This is a genomic window from Serratia sp. Nf2, assembly GCF_003028435.1.
GTDB classification, from domain to species: domain Bacteria; phylum Pseudomonadota; class Gammaproteobacteria; order Enterobacterales; family Enterobacteriaceae; genus Serratia; species Serratia marcescens_L.
Window position 1 is genome coordinate 382,889 of record NZ_PYTW01000003.1, and the last position, 16,894, is coordinate 399,782.

Sequence of the window (16,894 nt, forward strand, 5' to 3'; positions counted from 1 at the left end):
GGCGCCCGGCCACGGGCCATGCCAACCTCAGCCACGCTGGATGGACACCCCGCCATCCACCAGCATCGCGGTGCCGGTGACGAATGAGGAAGCGTCAGACGCCAGATACAGCGCCGCCTGCGCGATCTCCTCCGGCATCGCCAGCCGCTTCAGCGCGTGCAGATCGGCCACCTGCGCCAACGCCTCCGGGGTATTGCTCATCTGCCGGCCCATCGCCGTATCGGTACCGCCCGGCAGCAGCGCGTTCACCCGAATGCCGCGCCCGCCGAACTCCACCGCCAGCGCCTGCGTCAGGCCGATCAGCCCCGATTTGCCGGCCGCATAGGCCGCCGTGCCGGGAAACGCCGCGGTGTGGCCGACGAAGGTGGAGGTGAAAATCACCGAGCCCGCGCCGCGCGCCAGCATGGCGGGGATTTGATATTTGGCGCCGTAGTAGGCGCTGGACAGGTTGGTTTCCAACACGTCGCGCCACGCTGAGGTACTCAACGCCAGCGACGGCCCCAGCGGCCCCAGCGTGCCGGCGTTGTTGAAGGCGATATCCAGCCCGCCGAACTCATCGACCGCCGTCGCCGTCAGCCGTTCGGCGAAGGCTTCGTCACGGACGTCGCCCGCCACCGCAAGCGCCCGGCCGCCCTCGCGCCGAATGTCATCCACCAGTTCGGCCAACAGCGGCTCGCGCCGCGCGCCCAACACCAGCGCTGCGCCCTGGCGAGCGAACAGCAGCGCCGCCGCCCTGCCGATCCCCGAACTGGCGCCGCCGATCACCGCCACCTTGCCGTTTAATGCGTTCATCGCTCATCCTCACGTGTTTTAAAGATCCTCAGTGTGAGGCAAGATTCGGCGCCGCGCTGGCCGCAAGCGGACATGTAACTGACGCCAATAAGAAAGGCGCTGCAAGCAGCGCCCCGGCAACGCGAATCTGGCGGTGAACTCACGGCCTGGCCGCATACTTCTGCATCGTGGCCGGCGTCACCAGCTCGAACGGGATCCAGTAATACGGCTCGAGCTTTTCACCGTTGATCATGCGCTGCGCCACATCGACCGAGGCTTTGCCCTGCCCAACCGCGTCCTGGAACACCGTGACCTGCATCTTGCCGGAGGCCAGCGCCTTGAGGCCGTCCGGCGTGGCGTCGATGCCGCCGATCAGCACTTTCTTGTCCGCCTTGCCCGCTTGCTGCAGCGCCATGATTGCGCCGATCGCCATCTCGTCGTTGTTGGCGGCGACGATGTCGATCGCTTCGCCGTTGGTCAGCCAGTTCATCATCAGGTCCATACCTTCACTGCGTGAATAATTGGCGCTCTGCTTCTGCACCACCTTCATTTTCGGGTACTTGCTCACCACCTGCTCCACGTCTTTGGTGCGCTGCAGCGCGCCGGCGTCGGTCAGGTTGCCGATCATCACCGCCACGTTGCCCTGATAGCCGGCCAGCCGCGCCAGCTCTTCCATCTGCAGCGTGCCGGATTCCCGCTCGTCGGAGCCGACGAACACCACACCCTGCGGCAGGTTGGCGTCGCCCGGCGTGCGGTTCACGTATACCAGCGGCACGCCGGCGGTCTGCACCATTTTGGTCATCACCGGCGTGCTGGCCGAGTTGACCGGATCGACGATAATCGCGTCCACCCCGGCGCTGATGAAGCTCTGCACTTGATCGGTCTGGCGCCCGACGTCGCCGCGCGCGTCCTCGAACTGCACGGTGATGCCGCGCGCCTTGGCCTCCTTGTCGATCGCCTGGCGGATGATGGTGAGGAAGTTCTGGTCGAAATAGGCCATCGATACGCCGATGGTTTGCGCCCATGCCGGCGCGGAAACGCACAGCGCCACCGCCAGCCACAGCCCTTTCAGGTAATTCATGATGTGTCCCCCGGTAAAAAAACGCCGCCGGCCAACCCTGGCGCCGGCGGCAATTCACGGCAATCAGTGTTTTTTGCGGTTGCGCCGCATGTCGATCGACACGGCGGCGACGATAATCACGCCTTTGATGATGTCCTGAATGTAAGAATCGACGCCGATAAAGGTGAAGCCGCTTTTGATCAGGCCGAGGATCACCGCGCCGATCAGCGTGCCGGTGATGCGCCCGACGCCGCCCATCAGGCTGCTGCCGCCGATCACCGCCGCGGCGATGGCGTCCAGCTCGTACGACATCCCCATGCTCGACTGGCCGCTGCTGACGCGCGCCGCCAGCACCACGCCCGCCAACCCCGCCAGGCCGCCGGCGATGGTGTAAACCGTCACCAGGTACTTATTGACGTTGATGCCGGAAACCCGCGCCGAGGTCATGTTGCCGCCGATGGCGTAGATGTATTTGCCGTAGCGCGTGTGCTTGAGCGCGATATGGAAGATCACCGCAATCACCAGGAAGATGATCACCGGCATCGCGCCCTGGCCGATTGACGTGAAGCCATCCGACAGGAAACTGACCGGGTTACCCTTGGTGTAGTACTGCGCCAGACCACGCGCCGACACCATCATCCCCAGCGTGGCGATAAACGGTGGAATGCCGGTGCGGGTGATCAGGAAGCCGTTGATAAAGCCGCAGACAATGCCCACCCCGATCCCCGCGCCGATCGGGATCGCCGCCGGCAGATCGAGTAGCCCCGGGTACATCGGCGAAATGCTGTCCGAGGTCTGCGCCAGGCTGGCCGCCACCACCGCGGTCAGCGCAATCAGCGAGCCGGAGGAGAGATCGATGCCGGTGGTGATGATCACCTGGGTGACGCCCACCGCGATGATGCCGATGATCGCCACCTGCAGCACGATCAGCAGCAGGCGGTTCGGGTTCAGCAGAAACGACTGATCGCGCATGTACCAGCCGAGGATTTCGAAGATCAGCGCGATGCCAATCATCACGATGAAGATGCCGGTATCCTTCGGCATTTTGCCGCTCAGCCCGGAGAACAGCGTTCCCTTGCCCGTTGAATCGGCGGAGAGCGGCTTCTCAATCTTTACGTTACTCATGATGTTCACCCTTCGTTATTCTGAGGCCAGCGCCAGGATCTTCTCCTGGTCCGCGTCGTCTTTGTCCAAAATGCCGGTGATGCGGCCGCCGTGCATCACCATCACCCGATCGCTCATGCCGAGGATCTCCGGCAGCTCGGAGGAGACCAGAATGATGGCAACGCCGCGGTTGGCCAGCTCGCTGATCAGGCGGTAGATTTCCGCTTTCGCCCCCACGTCGATGCCGCGCGTCGGTTCATCGAGGATCAGGATTTTCGGCTGCGCCAGCAGCCAGCGCGCGATCAGCACCTTCTGCTGGTTGCCGCCGCTGAGGTTATTGATGATCTGATCCATGGTCGGCGTTTTGATGTTGAGCTTTTTAATCTGATCCATGCAGTCTTTAGCCATCTGCACGTGGCTGACGAAACCGTTCTTGCCGATGTATTCCGACAGGTTGACGATGCTCATGTTCTCGACCACCGACAGCACCAGAAACAGGCCGGATTTCTTGCGGTCTTCGGTGAGAAACGCCAGCCCGCTCTCGATCGCCTTCGCCGGGGAATCCACCTTCACCGCCTGGCCTTCGATAAAGATCTCGCCGCCGTCCGCCGGGTGCATGCCGAACAGGCTTTCCATCACTTCACTGCGCCCGGCGCCCACCAGCCCGGCGACGCCGAGGATCTCACCGCGCTTGACGCTGAACGACACGTCATGGAACCAGCCGCTGCGGCGCAGCCCCGCCACCCGCAATACTTCCTCGCCGATATTGTTGTTGAATTTGGGGAACATCTGCGTCAGTTCGCGCCCCACCATCATGGTGATCAGCGACTGCTTGGTCAGGTTTTCGGTTTTGTCGCAGGCGATGAAGGTGCCGTCGCGGAAGATGCTCACTTCGTCGGTGATGGCGAAGATCTCGTCCATCTTGTGGCTGATATAGATGATGCCTTTGCCCTGCTCGCGCAGTTCGCGAATGATGGCGAACAGGTGCACCACTTCGCCTTCGGTCAGCGCCGAGGTCGGTTCGTCCATGATCAACACGTCGGCGTTGTAGGATACCGCCTTGGCGATCTCCACCATCTGTTGGTTGGCGATGCTCAACTCACCCACCAGCGTCTCCGCCTGCAGTTTGATGTTCAGCCGCGCCAACAGCTCGCGGGTCTGTTCGTTCAGCTGTTCGTGGTTGACAAACCCCAGCCGCGCCGGCTCACGCCCCAGCCAGATGTTTTCCGCCACCGTCATGTCGGGCACCAGGTTCAGCTCCTGGTGGATCATGGAAATGCCCGAATGCAGCGCCTGCAGCGTATCGCTGAAGGTGACCGGCCGGCCTTTGATTTTGATCGAGCCTTCGTCCGGGTGGTAGATGCCGATCAGGCATTTCATCAGCGTCGATTTGCCCGCGCCGTTTTCTCCCATCAGCGCGTGCACGCTGCCGGGTTTGATTTTTATCGAGACCTTATCCAGCGCTTTGACGCCGGGGAACTGCTTGCTGATGCCTTCGGCCTCAAGAACATAAGGGTACATACCGCTTACCTCCGCACTGACCCACGTTTTTCGCCGCGCTCGCCCCACACCGGCGCCCGCGGCGGGCTTCAAGGCTTATTTCTTGTTTTTATCGGCGAATTGCTGGTAATTGGCCTGGGTGATCAACTGGTAAGGGATCAGCACGTTGCTTTCCACTTTCTCGCCTTTCACCAGTTGAACGGCGGTCTGCACCGCGCCTTCGCCCTGGCCTTTGGCGTCCTGGAACACGCTCAGCGCCAGATCGCCCTTCTTGATGAACTCCAGCGCGTCCGGCGTGCCGTCAACGCCGGCCACCAGCACGCCGGATTTCTTGGCTTGCTTCAGCGCCAAAATAGCGCCGATGGCCATTTCGTCGTTGTTGGAGGCGATAGCGTCGATCTGCTGGCCGGACAAAATCCAGTCGGTGGTGACGTCCACCGCCTCTTTGCGGAAGAACTTGGCGGTTTGCTTGTCGACTATTTTGATGCCGGGGTAGTTGGCCGCCACCTCTTCCACGCCGCGGGTGCGATCGCGCGTGGCTTCGCTCGACAGCTCGCCCAACAGGATCATCACGTTGCCCTTGCCGTTCATCAGCTTGGCCAGCGCCTCCATCTGCAGCTTGCCGGCCAGCTTGGAGTCGGAGCCGACATAGGCCATGCCGGCCGGCAGCGCCACCTCCGGCTTACGGTTGACGAACACCAGCGGGATCTTGGCCTTCTCGGCCAGCTTGATCATTGGCTTGACGCCCTGGGTATCCACCGGGTTGAGGATGATGGCGTCGACGCCCTGGCTGACGAAGTTTTCGATTTGTTGAATTTGCTGCGCGATGTCGCCCTTGGCGTCTTCGAACTGGCCGCTGACGTTGCCGTCGGCCTTCATTTTGTTTTGCATCGACTGGCGCAGAATGGTGAGGAAGTTGTCATCGAAGTAAGCCATGGAAACGCCGATCTTGATGTCTTTCGCCAACACGCTGGCCGGCAGCATACACATCAGTACCGAGGCGGCGATCAGTTTCTTCAGCTTCATGTTCGTTACCCTTTAATCGTTAGAATGAAGAGGTCTGTTGGTTGACAGCTAATGAAAAATATTTTTTACATTCAAACAACATTACGGTCGGTGTTATCCCTTTGATACGGCGAATTTACCGTGTAATCGCCGTATTAAGGCCGTAGACAAAATGGTGATCGATATCTCAAAACAGATTAAAAACAACCAATTGAAATAAACCCCTGGCACAGCAAACGGCGTCTTTACCGTTTTATTAAATGTTTATTTCATAATTTAGATTATTGAAACTTTTTAACCCAAACAAGCGAAACATGCATTTTGGAATGGCTTATTAACAAAAACATGACACGGATCTAACAAATGAAATGAAAGCCGCCGGCAAGCGTCTCCCTTTCGTGCGCCGGCAAAAACTGCGAGCGGCCACGCAGTTTGCGGTTTCCGCGTTTCCCGACCATCCTTACTCGGCAATAATGGACATATCCCTATCTCAGGAGGACCTGACATGCAGCTCAGCAGTAAGGTGCGGATGAACCGCCTGTTCAACAACGGCAAGTGCCTGGACGTGGCGATCGATCACGGCATCGCCAACGAACCGGATTTCTTAATCGGTCTGGAAGATATCGAACGGGTGACGGGCAACCTGATCGCCGCGCGCCCCGACGCCATTCAGGTCAACTACGGCCAGGCGGATCTGCTGCAGCGCGCGCCGCAGCGCGAAAAGCCGGCGCTGGTGATGCGTACCGACGTCGGCAACGCCTATAACGCCGCGCGCCACCGCGAAATGTGGGCGGTGCTGCACAACCCGGAGGCGCCGATCCTCGCGGCGCTGCAAATGGACGCCGCCGCGGTGGTGGTCAATTTGTATATGATCCCGGATGAGCCCGGCATTTTCCGCCAGTGCGTGGAGAACATCGGCCGCCTGCGCCACGCCTGCGATCGCTACGCCATGCCGCTGATGATCGAACCGCTGGTGATGGCGCCGGCCGGCCAGGGCGCCGCCTACGGTTCGCTGGGTGACGTGGAGAAGATCGTGCCGCTGGTGCGGCTGGCGCGCGAACTGGGTGCCGACATCATCAAAGCCGATCCAACCGAGCGGGTGGAAGATTTTCATCGCGTGGTGGAAGCGGCGCGCTGCCCGACGCTGGTACGCGGCGGCGGCAAGGGGGAGTTGGGCCCGGTGCTGGAGAAATCCGCCGCGCTGATGGCGCAGGGCGCCTCCGGCATGGTCTACGGCCGCAACGTCTATCAACACAGCAATCCGTCGCAGGTGGTGCGCGCGTTGATGGCAATCATCCATCAAGGCGCCAGCGGCCAGCAGGCGCTGGAGATCTACCATCAGCAGTGACCCGCTTTTTGTAACTAAAATAACCCCCTGCTCCCCCGGCAGCATGCTATAACCTGCTGCCGGTAACTGCAGCTTGCCTCATTCCTCGCTAGAATACGCCGTGATATCGCCATTCGGAGAACCGCCATGCCAAAACAACGGGTGCCGCTCAAGCTGAGCACCTCCATCACGCTGATGGTGTCCGCCATCATCGCTTCGGTGCTGCTGGTGGTGTTCGCGCTGTTTTTCGTGCAGATGAGCCGCGAGGGGCAAGATCAGCTGCAGCAGAAAGCCATCGCCGTCGCCAATACGCTGGCACTCTCCAGCACCGTGGTCGACGGCCTGCAGCGGCGCGATCAAAGTGGCGCCATTCAGCGCTTCGCCGAGCAGGTGCGCCATCAAAACGAGCTGCTGTTCGTGGTGGTGGTGGATATGCAGGGCATCCGCTATTCGCACCCCAAACCCTGGCTGATCGGCAAACATTTTATCGGCGACGATCTGGCCCCCGCGCTGCAAGGCACCGTCAACAGCGCCATCAACCGCGGCACGCTGGCCCCGGCGCTGCGGGTGTTCGTGCCGGTGTATGACGCGCAGAAACAGCAAATCGGCGTGGTGGCGCTCGGCATCGCGCTGGACACCGTGCAGCGAGTGGTGGCGGAGAGCCGCTGGATCATCTATTGGACCATTGCCTTCGCCGCCCTGGTCGGCAGCCTGGGTACCTTCTTCCTGGTCTCTGCGCTCAAACGCATCATGCTGGGTTTCGAGCCTTACGAAATCTCCAACCTGTTCGAACAGCGCAACGCCATGCTGCAATCGATTAAAGAAGGTGTGATCGCGGTCGATAATGAATCCCGCATCACCATCGTCAACGACGAGGCCAAGCGCCTGCTGCGCCAGAGTGGCCCGGTGGAAAACCTGCTGCTGGAAGCCGCCAGCAAGCATTGGCCGGCGCAGCTGCATCTGGCGGAGGTGCTGGCCAGCGGCGAACCGCTGCGCGATCGGCAGATCAGCTTCAACGGCAGCGAACTGCTGACCAATACCGTGCCGGTGATCGTCAACGGCCAGGTGACCGGTGCCATCGCCACCTTCCGCGACAAAACCGAGGTCAGCCGCCTGCTGCAGCGCCTGAGCGGCATGGCGCACTACGCTGACGCGCTGCGGGTGCAGTCACACGAATTTATGAACAAGCTGCACGTGATACTCGGCATGCTGCATATGAAGGCCTACCAGCAGTTGGAAAACTACATCATCAACACCGCCAGCAACTACCAGGAAGAGATCGGTGCGCTGCTGCGCAAGATCCACTCGCCGGAAGTGGCGGGCTTCTTCATCGGCAAGATCAGTCGCGCCCACGAAGCCGGCATCGAGCTGACCATCGAGGAAAACAGCCTGCTGCCGGAAACCGACGATGCGGAAACTACGCACGTGCTGATCAGCGTGCTCGGCAACCTGATCGAAAACGCCATCGACGCCATCGACGGCGTTGAGGGCCACGAGATCGGCCTGAGCTTCCATCACCACGACGATCAATTACACTGTATCGTCAGCGACGACGGCCCCGGCATCGATCCGGCGGTCGGCACGCGCATCTTCGAACACGGATTTTCCACCAAGGGGACGGGACGCGGTATCGGCCTGGCGCTGATCCGCAGCCATCTGGAGAAACTGGGCGGCAGCATCGATTTCGAATCCGAACCGGGCGAGCTGACCCAATTTTTCGTGCACCTTCCCTATCAGGCCAAGAGCAGAGCCCATGATTAACGTACTGATTGTCGACGACGACCCGATGGTGGCGGAGCTGAACAAATACTACCTGAGCCAGGTCGGCGGTTTTCACTGCCAGGCGACGGTCGCCAGCCTGAGCCAGGCGCGCGCCCTGCTGGCCGATGCCAGCGTCAGCATCGATCTGGTGTTGCTGGATATCTACATGCAGCAGGAGAACGGGCTGGATCTGCTGCCCGGCCTGCGCGAACTCGGCGAGAAAACCGATGTGATCATCATCTCCTCCGCCAGCGATGTGAACACGGTGCAAAAGGCGCTGCACTACGGCGTGGTGGATTATCTGATCAAACCGTTCCAGTTCAGCCGCTTCAAGGAGGCGCTGAGCCACTACCGGCAGCAGTCGCAGCTCTTGGCGCAGCGCGAGTTTTCGCAGGCCGACGTCGACAGCCTGCTGCGCCGCCAGCCCGGCGGCCAGGAGAGCAAGAAGCTGCCGAAGGGGCTGACCAGCATCACCCTGAGCACGGTGTGCGAGTGGATAGAACAGCAGCATGACAGCGAATTCTCCACCGACAACCTGGCCAACGCCATCGGCATTTCGCGGGTGTCCTGCCGCAAGTACCTCATTTATCTGGCGGAGAGCGGCATTCTCGGCACCCGTATTCTGTACGGCGCCACCGGCCGCCCGGTCTATCTGTATCAGCTGAAACCGGACGCGATCGCCATGCTGAAGGAGCATTGTCGCCCGGCCTAAACGACGCCGGGCGCTGATGACGCCCGGACGGTTAATGTCAGAAGTTGTGCATGTAACACTTCGCCTCGGGATGAGGATCTTTCGAGTGTCTCCGTAGGCAACGCTGCTTTTTCTGCTGCTGCTCCAGGTTCCGCTGCTGCCGCTCGGCGGTCTCTGCCGCCTCGCGCTGCTGTTCCCGTGCAATCGCCTGCTCGTTGGCCAGCGTCAGGTTATCGACATTCCACACCTTGTGGCGCAATGCGTCGCGCTTTTGCTGATACTCCTCGGTGACCTTGCTGTCCTTGGGCGCCGCCGCATGGTATTCCAAATCCACCCGCGCCTGCGTGAAGCTGGCGCAACACAAGGCCACGCCGGCCAACACTATCCTTTTCATCAATGACTCCTTTTACATCGTTTTACTCTGTGCGCACGCCGGCTCAGCAACCGTTCGGCGATGCCGCCGGCTTTTCCTCTGAACGGGGCGCGCGCTGCCCGCCGGTGACGGGCGCTTTACCGGGCTCGATACCACACTCCGCCAGCCGCGCCAGCTCTTCCGCATCGCGCTCTGTCGGCGGCGCTTCCTCGCTCATTTCCTGCCGCAGATCCTGCACCAGCGCTTTCAGCCGCTTTTGAAACAGCACCGGCGACATGCCTTCACATTGCCTGTCGTAGCGCGCTGCGCCGGCGCTTTGGCTCAGCGGCAGCAACAGCAAGAGAAAGATCGCGGCCATGTCCTTCGCCATGGGCAACTCCTTTGATTACACCGAAATAAACCGGCGGTTCCCTATAAGGAAAACGAATTATCTGCTAACACAATGAATAGTCAGGCCACGGCAGAATAACGCAGGAAAGGTAAACCCTCCGACAATATCGGCATAATGCGCGCATTAATTTGGCTGAATATATTTAGCGGCTTAACGATCGAATATTTTCGACCCATCGAAGGTGCCGCCAATGCCGACATTTCCTTCGTGCAATACCGAGGAGGCGGATTCACCCGCCATGATACGTTGCCGCTGCTCCCGCGTGGCAGGCTGCGGCTGAGACCAGTCTGGGGACGTCGACGTCGGCTGAATCGCGCTGCAAGCGCTCAACAACAATAACGATACCGGGGCCCAATAACGCCATGTCATCGTTTTCTCCTTAAAGGAAATAAAATACCCGCAGCCGGCGGTAAGGGTAAATAAAAAAATGACTTTCTTTAGTTTAATAACCGCCGTTATTTCAACGCCGCCCGCCGATGTTAATCACTTGGTTAACCTATTAACCTGAAATAAACATTTTCACTTAGCCATCCGATAATTCGCAGGCAATAAAAAAGGCCGGGCTAACCCGACCTTGTTTGACCGCTCGACGCGCTTAGACCAGCTCGATCACATCGAAGTTGGCTTCGCCGCTCAGATCGGCGTCATAGTCAACGCCCTGCAGACCAAAGCCGAACAGGCGCAGGAATTCCGCCTTGTAGCCCTGGTAATCGGTCAGTTCGTTGATGTTGTTGTCGTTCAGCTGCTGCCAGATTTCACGGCAGGTTTCCTGCACGGCGTCGCGCAGTTCCCAATCATCCAGACGCAGACGATGTTTCTCGTCGGTGTCCGGCGCTGCACCGCTGTACAGCTTGGTGGCGAACAGACGCTGGATCTGCTCGATGCAGCCTTCGTGAATGCCCTGCTCCTTCATGATCTTGAACACGATGGAGATATACAGCGGCATCACCGGAATAGCGGAGGAAGCCTGAGTCACCACCGACTTCAGCACCGCAACGTAAGCCGCGCCGCCTTTGGCCTGCAGCTTCTGGTTGATGGCGTGCGCCGCGCGATCCAGATCTTCTTTCGCCTTACCCAGCGTACCGTGCCAGTAGATTGGCCAGGTCAGATCGGTACCGATGTAGGAGTAAGCGACAGACTGCGCGTTATCCGCCAGCACGCCCGCTTCGTCCAGCGCGTCCATCCACAGCTGCCAGTCCTGGCCGCCCATCACCTTCACGGTGTCGGCGATTTCTTGCTCGTTGGCCGGCTCGACCACGGCTTCAACCAGCACGTCTTTGTTGGTGTCCAACGCGACGGATTTGTACGGCTCGCCGATCGGCTTCAGTGCGGAACGCACCACTTCGCCGGTTTCCGGCATCTTACGCACCGGCGAAGCCAGCGAGTAAACCACCAGGTCAACCTGACCCAGGTCTTTTTTGATCAGATCGATCACGGTCTGACGGCACTCGTTGGAGAATGCGTCGCCGTTGATGCTTTTCGCGTACAGGCCTTCTTCTTTAGCTGCCTTGTCGAAACCGGCGGAGTTGTACCAACCGGCGGAACCGGTTTTGCCTTCGCTGCCAGGCTTCTCGAAAAATACGCCGATGGTGGCCGCACCGCTGCCGAAAGCGGCATTGATGCGCGAGGCCAGACCGTAACCGGTAGATGCACCAATGACCAGCACCTTTTTAGGCCCGTTTTTCAGTTCGCCGCGCGACTTAACGTAGGCGATTTGCTCACGGACGTTGGCTTCACAGCCTGCCGGGTGAGCGGTGGTGCAGATAAAACCACGAATTTTAGGTTTGATAATCATAGTAATTTTTTCTTGGTAGCTAAAAACCGAAGGACAATATACCTGATTTTCTCGATATACTTAAGAAAGTGCGAAAACAAGCGCAGTGAACAGACCAGTTTAGTCGAGGGATCAGGGTTGCCCAACTCCGCATCGTGATGCTTCCACGCGCCACGCTTCGCACCCTCAGCGCGTTCAAGCCTTCCCTCTTCAAATCAGCAAAAGTTGATCATGCTTCTGGCGTTGCGCTATGGTGTGGCTGTTTTTCGGTCGAAATCCAGGGAAGATAAAATCACCAGGAACAGTAATGGAACCGACTTTATATTATATTCTTTCTACTCTTGCTGCCGCGGCCTGTCTGGCCGTGAAATACGGCTTCAGACCGTCTCTGGGTTCCAAGGGTTATGTCGTTCTGGTTACGATATGCTTTTTAATCCTTTGCTGGCAATTTACCCTTTTTGCCAACGGCAACGCGATGTTTATTGCTGACTCTGAAACATGGGCCAAAGAAAATTGGCCTCTACGCTACTGTGCGTTGGGGTTTGCTCTTGCACATGCCTTCGCCACTTTCGAATCCTCCAGAAGAAAGAAAAAAGACAAACTTTCCTGAAGACGTCACCACCAAATGAAACGCCAGTTGGTGGTGACGAGGGAGATCCATTACGCCTTGTTCTTTTCCAACTGCTCAATCAGCGTATAACGCAGCGATGAGGCATCGGCCGGTACGTTCTCCACCGGAGTGACGCGCACTTTCAGCCGATACTGATAGCCGGGTTCGAAAGTGAAGCCCTCGATGCCGGTATAGAACAACTCCCACGGCTGCTGCGCGGAGCGGCGCACCTGCATGCATTTCATCGGGCCGACGCCCACGCAGTCCACCAGCGCGCTGTTCACCAGCAACACTTCCGTTTGGCCGCCTTTCTCGTTTGCGGGCTGATTCATCGAGGTTCCCTCCTGGCTGCAGCCGGCCAGCGCGGCCAACGCAACAAATAACAACGCTTTAATTTTCAATGTACTGCACCAATAGTCATGTAGGTCAGGCAATCCTAACAAATTGACCGGATGAATTGAACCTTGCTCCGTATCACAGGAGCGACATTATTCGCTCGCACTTATTCTCCAAACTCATACGTTACAGGACAGGGGTCATGACGGTACGCTGTCGTTTTTATCATCAGCATCGATGAGAAAACCGGCATCACGAATCGCCGCCTTCACCTGCCTGGCGTCCATCACCGCCGTTTTCACATAGCCAAAAAAGGCCACCCGCGCGCCGGGCAAACGGATTGGCGTCGCCAGTTGGGCACGGAGTTCACGATTGCGCTGCGCCATCAGCTCGGCACGCGCCTGCCAAAACGCGGCGGGATCGGTTGGGGTTTCAGTGGCGGTCTCGAACAGAGACGCCAATTCGCTTAGCGCCTCCCACTCCGCCAACAGGACGGCAACCACCTCAGGATTAGCCACTTGCCCCCAATCAGAGGGTAAAGCCCCCTCACGCCACGCCTCGAGAGAGCCGGGCAACGCCCTCTTCAATTGGCTCAACCGATCGTTCAAAGCGGTTTTCCTTTTACAACGTCTAATGCCTTGATATTCCCCATAATGCCACTCTCGTTTAACCGGTGATGGGAGCAATGACCGGAGCTTATCAGCGCCATAAATGACGTAATGACTTTTGGTGCGGCTAAATTAGCGATATGTGCGGGTGGGGAATAAGGATGGAGATCGGGTTGGGATATGGCAGCTCGAAAAGAAGACTGAGGATAGTTGCAGATGACCTAGGGGGGCTTATAAATCAATCAGATAAAAAGGCAGAATACGATTCCTTTATGCAAAAACAATGAAAGCGTCTCTATAAAAAATAAAAGAAACCCCGGATTTTCCGGGGTGAGTGATTAAATCAATAGTAGACTAAGAGGGGAAAAAGTTAGTTTATGGGTTCTTTTATCCCATACATGTTCCGATCGCTATCCATCGAAACTCCACCGGGGAACTGCTGAACAGCGTTGGGCCCAGACGTTGCCACATAGTCAGTATTTGAAGGCCTCCCCTCGAAATACCTCTGGCTAGAGTCATTAGGAAATACAACAGCATTAATCATATTATGGCCTGCGTTATTCCCCCATTTGAGTTGTGCTATTTTATTGTTATGGAGTTGAAGATTTAGGTTATTAACACCAGAATAAGACTCATCATCACCTATTTGAACACCATACGTTCTGTTGGCATAAAATGTTCCTTGCACTATAGAATCATTAGAACGCAGCAGCAAACCCACACCTTTATTTGCCTCACTTTCAATCCCATAAGCAAGAATATTCGCCCCTGACTCAGTCCTCATGCCATTACCGTTAGCATACAGATGAGTATTAGTAAGCATTAGACCTCCTCCACTATAAAAGCCCTCCTTGTGCAGAACATCAATCCCCCATCCTCCATTGTTAGCAGCAATCATCCCAGAAACGATCGAATCATGCGGTCCTCGCATCGTCCATCCGTTGCCTTTATTGCTAATTAATTTCACTCGAGTAAAGTAAGACTCCATTGCGTCATTTTCATCTGGATGAACAGAACCGCTTGGAATAAATTGAGTAACTAACGCATCACCAGAGAACCGCTCGATTGATACATCTTCAAGCCAGAACCACAAGCCGTATATTTCAACACCATTAACGTTGGCTTTTTTTCCATCACCACCATCAATAGTAATGTCTTTTATTTTTATGTATTTAACACCAGGAAGACTTTTTCTATCACCATCTAATGGCGATGCAATTTTCAATGCATTCTTTTCGCTCAGGCTTGATAGTTTTTCATAGCCAGCACTTTGAATAATAGGCCCGGAAGAAGCTGAAGCTAATTTTAACTGAGTTCGATAGATTCCAGAGCCAATAACTTGGGATGCATTATCAATTACAATGCAAGGTGACGCACTGCAAGTCCATACTCCTGGCGAAAACTCAATAGCTTGCCCAACACCAAGCTTTATTGTAGATTTAATCTCACCCGGCTCATTGGCTTTGATAGTAATTTGCTTACCATTGGCGGCAATTATTTCTTTATTAATAATTTCGCCAATATTTGCCGTAGAAAATGCATATGCATAATTAGCCACTACAAATGGAATAATTGATAAAAAAGACACATATCCTTTTGTCATTGTTAGACATCCTTTTAACTTGAAGTTGAGAGCCAATAATTTAATGCTCGATAACCAAATGTCAACTTTAAAATACCTCAAACGTCACATTTATCGAGGTATTGCAACACATCATCATTATCAGCATAGCCTGTCCATCCCAAGTCCGCTCGTCCCAAATACTCCATTAGCAGAATTATTTCCTGGTGCTGTGATGCTAAGGTTTTCCGTGCATCCGTGGTTACAGTTGACCGTCCCCATTGCTGCACTAGTCCTAATGAGAGTATCCAGCTACCTGACCCTATCCCAAAATCAGTACCGTGCTAAATCAGAGAGGAGATCAATGTAAGTATTGGTCTCCGTGATGTTCTGAGCATTTTCTGTGGCAGCCTCAGCGCGGTCTGCATCGTCAGATACTGCCACTGCTGCTGCTTTCACCTCACGGCTAAACTTAAACGCGGCATCAGCGGACTGAGTTACGCTATCTGCAGACAAGCTGCTCTTTGTTTCGTCTGTTGCTTGTTGCGTGCTGCGGGCTCCCAGCACAATGTTTGTGCCAAAGACACCATCAACGGGTAATCCTTCAGATGACATAGAAAATTCTCCGAAATGATTCAGATCATGAAATGGTTTTTTTAATTGGGGCGCGGATAAAAAAGCCCCGGATTGCCCAGGGCTTACATTGAACTCCTTACTTATTGCACTGCAAATTTAGCCTCTGCTTTTCTTATGGTTTTTTTCCTTAATTTCTCTGATTGCCTTTCAACGGCTAGATACATTAAGATGCCAAATCCTATCACGAAAGCAAAAGCCATAAATAATTTAGCCGGGGTTAAGTCGGTTCTGTCCAGTGCCCAGAAAATATAGTTATACAAATAAATAGAAAACGAGCATTTCCCTACAAATGCTACACTGCGCACAACGTTAGGCACACTTCTTTCTGAGAACCGATTAATAAGTGACACCATTAACAATGCAAAAAACGATGAAATCAACACCTCATACAGCTTAACCTTGTTGTTAAAGCCATGTCCTTTGTAGAAAAGAAGCAATATAAATAATGCAACTAATATCCATTGAGCGTTCATCTTTCTTATAAATGAACCTATTTCGTTTTGATACATAGCACAAAGCCACCCCAAAACGAAAAGTGAAAGGTAAGATGGAATACCCCATGTTAACAATTGATTCTCACTGTAAAGATTAATCAAAATGCTAATTGCAAACACACTGACCAGCAAAATAACCCTTCTCAAAGCAGTAGTAAACAAAACAACCAGGGCCGGGAGAATTAAATAAAACTGCATCTCAACAGCGAGCGACCAATAAACCCCACTAATTGAGAAGAATGTCTTTTCTGAAAAATTGTGAATAAATAAAACATGGGATATTACATCAAAGAATCCTGTAGGTTTTATTGCAATGCCAAAACCTCGAATTAGAACAAACCAAACCGCGATTGATATGTAAAACGGAATAGCTATCCGTAAGTATCTTTTTAAAAAATAGATGCCATACTTCTTTGCTGAAAAGCCACTTGAAAATGCTTTTCCACTTGAGCCAGTCATACAATAGCCTGAAATTACAAAAAACATTCCAACACCGATCCACCCGTTACCAAAGAGCCCCATTACATCGAAGCCGAATGGTAGCGGTCGACCTAAAGAACCGGACCATAAGAAAAGGTGAAAGGCAGTAACGAGCATAACCGCTACACCTCTAAAAAAGTCAATAATATCATTGCGCTGAGACATGTCAGTTCCTTTGGTTATTGACGCAATGATAAGCCACCTGCCAGCAGATTACCAACCTATCGGAACACAAGAGTAACTGTCGATATTTTCATCGTCTGTCGGGATAAAACCATAAAACTCAAACCTTGTTTTTGTGTAGTTAACAGCATTGATATAACGATTATTGTCGGCGATTTTGCAGGTATAACGATGAATGGCGTAGTTGGATATGGGGTTGGAAAATTAACAATTCCCGTATAGGCGTTAA

Annotated in this window: 18 protein-coding genes; 4 read left to right on the plus strand and 14 right to left on the minus strand. The window is 55.2% G+C overall.

Translation table 11 applies throughout. The annotated features are described in order from the left end of the window. Positions 1-27: 27 nt before the first annotated feature. From C9411_RS09635 to C9411_RS09655, 5 genes are all read right to left on the minus strand, one after another. Positions 28-792, minus strand: a complete 765-nt coding sequence (locus C9411_RS09635; protein ID WP_107226949.1) for an SDR family oxidoreductase — start codon at positions 790-792, stop codon at positions 28-30. Positions 793-931: 139 nt separating this feature from the next. After that, positions 932-1,852, minus strand: a complete 921-nt coding sequence (locus tag C9411_RS09640) for a sugar ABC transporter substrate-binding protein (RefSeq protein WP_063989562.1) — start codon at positions 1,850-1,852, stop codon at positions 932-934. A gap of 63 nt (positions 1,853-1,915) precedes the next feature. Then, positions 1,916-2,956, minus strand: a complete 1,041-nt coding sequence (locus C9411_RS09645) for an ABC transporter permease (protein ID WP_025160279.1) — start codon at positions 2,954-2,956, stop codon at positions 1,916-1,918. A gap of 15 nt (positions 2,957-2,971) precedes the next feature. Beyond that, positions 2,972-4,456 (minus strand): sugar ABC transporter ATP-binding protein, encoded by a 1,485-nt coding sequence (locus C9411_RS09650; protein WP_107226950.1) that lies wholly within the window; start codon positions 4,454-4,456, stop codon positions 2,972-2,974. A gap of 75 nt (positions 4,457-4,531) precedes the next feature. Beyond that, positions 4,532-5,461 (minus strand): sugar ABC transporter substrate-binding protein, encoded by a 930-nt coding sequence (locus C9411_RS09655; RefSeq protein ID WP_063989560.1) that lies wholly within the window; start codon positions 5,459-5,461, stop codon positions 4,532-4,534. 484 nt (positions 5,462-5,945) lie between these two features. On the opposite strand from C9411_RS09655, the gene C9411_RS09660 reads away from it, so the two are divergent. The 3 genes from C9411_RS09660 (at position 5,946) to dcuR (ending at position 9,240) form a co-directional block, all read left to right on the plus strand. Next, complete coding sequence (locus C9411_RS09660; protein WP_107226951.1) at positions 5,946-6,788, plus strand: class I fructose-bisphosphate aldolase; 843 nt, start codon at positions 5,946-5,948, stop codon at positions 6,786-6,788. A gap of 126 nt (positions 6,789-6,914) precedes the next feature. Continuing rightward, the gene (locus C9411_RS09665) at positions 6,915-8,528 is read left to right on the plus strand and encodes a sensor histidine kinase (protein ID WP_063989559.1); all 1,614 of its coding nucleotides are present in this window, start codon (positions 6,915-6,917) and stop codon (positions 8,526-8,528) included. Then, positions 8,521-9,240: a two-component system response regulator DcuR gene (gene dcuR / locus C9411_RS09670; RefSeq protein WP_063989558.1), complete on the plus strand. Its 720-nt coding sequence runs from the start codon at positions 8,521-8,523 to the stop codon at positions 9,238-9,240. Before C9411_RS09665 ends, dcuR begins: the two co-directional genes overlap by 8 nt. A 37-nt stretch (positions 9,241-9,277) precedes the next feature. Here the strand turns inward: dcuR and C9411_RS09675 are convergent, their stop codons facing one another. The 4 genes from C9411_RS09675 to fabV form a co-directional block, all read right to left on the minus strand. Next, on the minus strand, positions 9,278-9,613 hold the full coding sequence (locus tag C9411_RS09675; RefSeq protein WP_107226952.1) for a hypothetical protein: 336 nt from the start codon (positions 9,611-9,613) through the stop codon (positions 9,278-9,280). A 43-nt stretch (positions 9,614-9,656) separates the two neighbouring features. After that, positions 9,657-9,962, minus strand: a complete 306-nt coding sequence (locus C9411_RS09680; RefSeq protein ID WP_063989556.1) for a hypothetical protein — start codon at positions 9,960-9,962, stop codon at positions 9,657-9,659. Between the two features lie 171 nt (positions 9,963-10,133). Further along, complete coding sequence (locus C9411_RS09685) at positions 10,134-10,352, minus strand: hypothetical protein (RefSeq protein WP_107226953.1); 219 nt, start codon at positions 10,350-10,352, stop codon at positions 10,134-10,136. Between the two features lie 226 nt (positions 10,353-10,578). After that, entirely contained in the window at positions 10,579-11,778 is a 1,200-nt protein-coding gene (gene fabV, locus C9411_RS09690) for an enoyl-ACP reductase FabV (protein ID WP_048322950.1), read from the minus strand. Positions 11,779-12,064: 286 nt separating this feature from the next. On the opposite strand from fabV, the gene C9411_RS09695 reads away from it, so the two are divergent. Then, on the plus strand, positions 12,065-12,367 hold the full coding sequence (locus C9411_RS09695) for a hypothetical protein (RefSeq protein WP_063989554.1): 303 nt from the start codon (positions 12,065-12,067) through the stop codon (positions 12,365-12,367). A 50-nt stretch (positions 12,368-12,417) separates the two neighbouring features. On the opposite strand, the gene C9411_RS09700 is transcribed toward C9411_RS09695, so the two are convergent. From C9411_RS09700 to C9411_RS09715, 5 genes are all read right to left on the minus strand, one after another. Further along, a complete protein-coding gene (locus tag C9411_RS09700) occupies positions 12,418-12,768 on the minus strand; it encodes a DUF4377 domain-containing protein (protein ID WP_004940949.1) in 351 nt (116 codons plus the stop codon). A gap of 135 nt (positions 12,769-12,903) precedes the next feature. Continuing rightward, positions 12,904-13,311: a hypothetical protein gene (locus tag C9411_RS09705; protein WP_063989553.1), complete on the minus strand. Its 408-nt coding sequence runs from the start codon at positions 13,309-13,311 to the stop codon at positions 12,904-12,906. A 370-nt stretch (positions 13,312-13,681) separates the two neighbouring features. Continuing rightward, positions 13,682-14,914 carry a hypothetical protein gene (locus C9411_RS25590; protein WP_146158876.1) on the minus strand — a complete coding sequence of 411 codons (1,233 nt, stop codon included), beginning with the start codon at positions 14,912-14,914 and terminating at the stop codon, positions 13,682-13,684. A 291-nt stretch (positions 14,915-15,205) separates the two neighbouring features. Then, positions 15,206-15,487 carry a hypothetical protein gene (locus C9411_RS09710; RefSeq protein ID WP_107226954.1) on the minus strand — a complete coding sequence of 94 codons (282 nt, stop codon included), beginning with the start codon at positions 15,485-15,487 and terminating at the stop codon, positions 15,206-15,208. A gap of 101 nt (positions 15,488-15,588) precedes the next feature. Beyond that, on the minus strand, positions 15,589-16,647 hold the full coding sequence (locus C9411_RS09715) for an acyltransferase (RefSeq protein ID WP_063989550.1): 1,059 nt from the start codon (positions 16,645-16,647) through the stop codon (positions 15,589-15,591). Positions 16,648-16,894: the final 247 nt, after the last annotated feature.

Bases quoted from the DNA above. Each gene is read 5' to 3' on its own strand.
- C9411_RS09680 (WP_063989556.1), bottom strand. From the start codon at position 9,962: ATGGCGAAGGACATGGCCGCGATCTTTCTCTTGCTGTTGCTGCCGCTG.
- C9411_RS09715 (WP_063989550.1), bottom strand. From the start codon at position 16,647: ATGTCTCAGCGCAATGATATTATTGACTTTTTTAGAGGTGTAGCGGTT.
- dcuR (WP_063989558.1), top strand. From the start codon at position 8,521: ATGATTAACGTACTGATTGTCGACGACGACCCGATGGTGGCGGAGCTG.
- C9411_RS09675 (WP_107226952.1), bottom strand. From the start codon at position 9,613: ATGAAAAGGATAGTGTTGGCCGGCGTGGCCTTGTGTTGCGCCAGCTTC.
- C9411_RS09645 (WP_025160279.1), bottom strand. From the start codon at position 2,956: ATGAGTAACGTAAAGATTGAGAAGCCGCTCTCCGCCGATTCAACGGGC.
- fabV (WP_048322950.1), bottom strand. From the start codon at position 11,778: ATGATTATCAAACCTAAAATTCGTGGTTTTATCTGCACCACCGCTCAC.
- C9411_RS09665 (WP_063989559.1), top strand. From the start codon at position 6,915: ATGCCAAAACAACGGGTGCCGCTCAAGCTGAGCACCTCCATCACGCTG.
- C9411_RS09640 (WP_063989562.1), bottom strand. From the start codon at position 1,852: ATGAATTACCTGAAAGGGCTGTGGCTGGCGGTGGCGCTGTGCGTTTCC.
- C9411_RS09655 (WP_063989560.1), bottom strand. From the start codon at position 5,461: ATGAAGCTGAAGAAACTGATCGCCGCCTCGGTACTGATGTGTATGCTG.
- C9411_RS25590 (WP_146158876.1), bottom strand. From the start codon at position 14,914: ATGACAAAAGGATATGTGTCTTTTTTATCAATTATTCCATTTGTAGTG.
- C9411_RS09635 (WP_107226949.1), bottom strand. From the start codon at position 792: ATGAACGCATTAAACGGCAAGGTGGCGGTGATCGGCGGCGCCAGTTCG.
- C9411_RS09710 (WP_107226954.1), bottom strand. From the start codon at position 15,487: ATGTCATCTGAAGGATTACCCGTTGATGGTGTCTTTGGCACAAACATT.
- C9411_RS09695 (WP_063989554.1), top strand. From the start codon at position 12,065: ATGGAACCGACTTTATATTATATTCTTTCTACTCTTGCTGCCGCGGCC.
- C9411_RS09650 (WP_107226950.1), bottom strand. From the start codon at position 4,456: ATGTACCCTTATGTTCTTGAGGCCGAAGGCATCAGCAAGCAGTTCCCC.
- C9411_RS09685 (WP_107226953.1), bottom strand. From the start codon at position 10,352: ATGACATGGCGTTATTGGGCCCCGGTATCGTTATTGTTGTTGAGCGCT.
- C9411_RS09660 (WP_107226951.1), top strand. From the start codon at position 5,946: ATGCAGCTCAGCAGTAAGGTGCGGATGAACCGCCTGTTCAACAACGGC.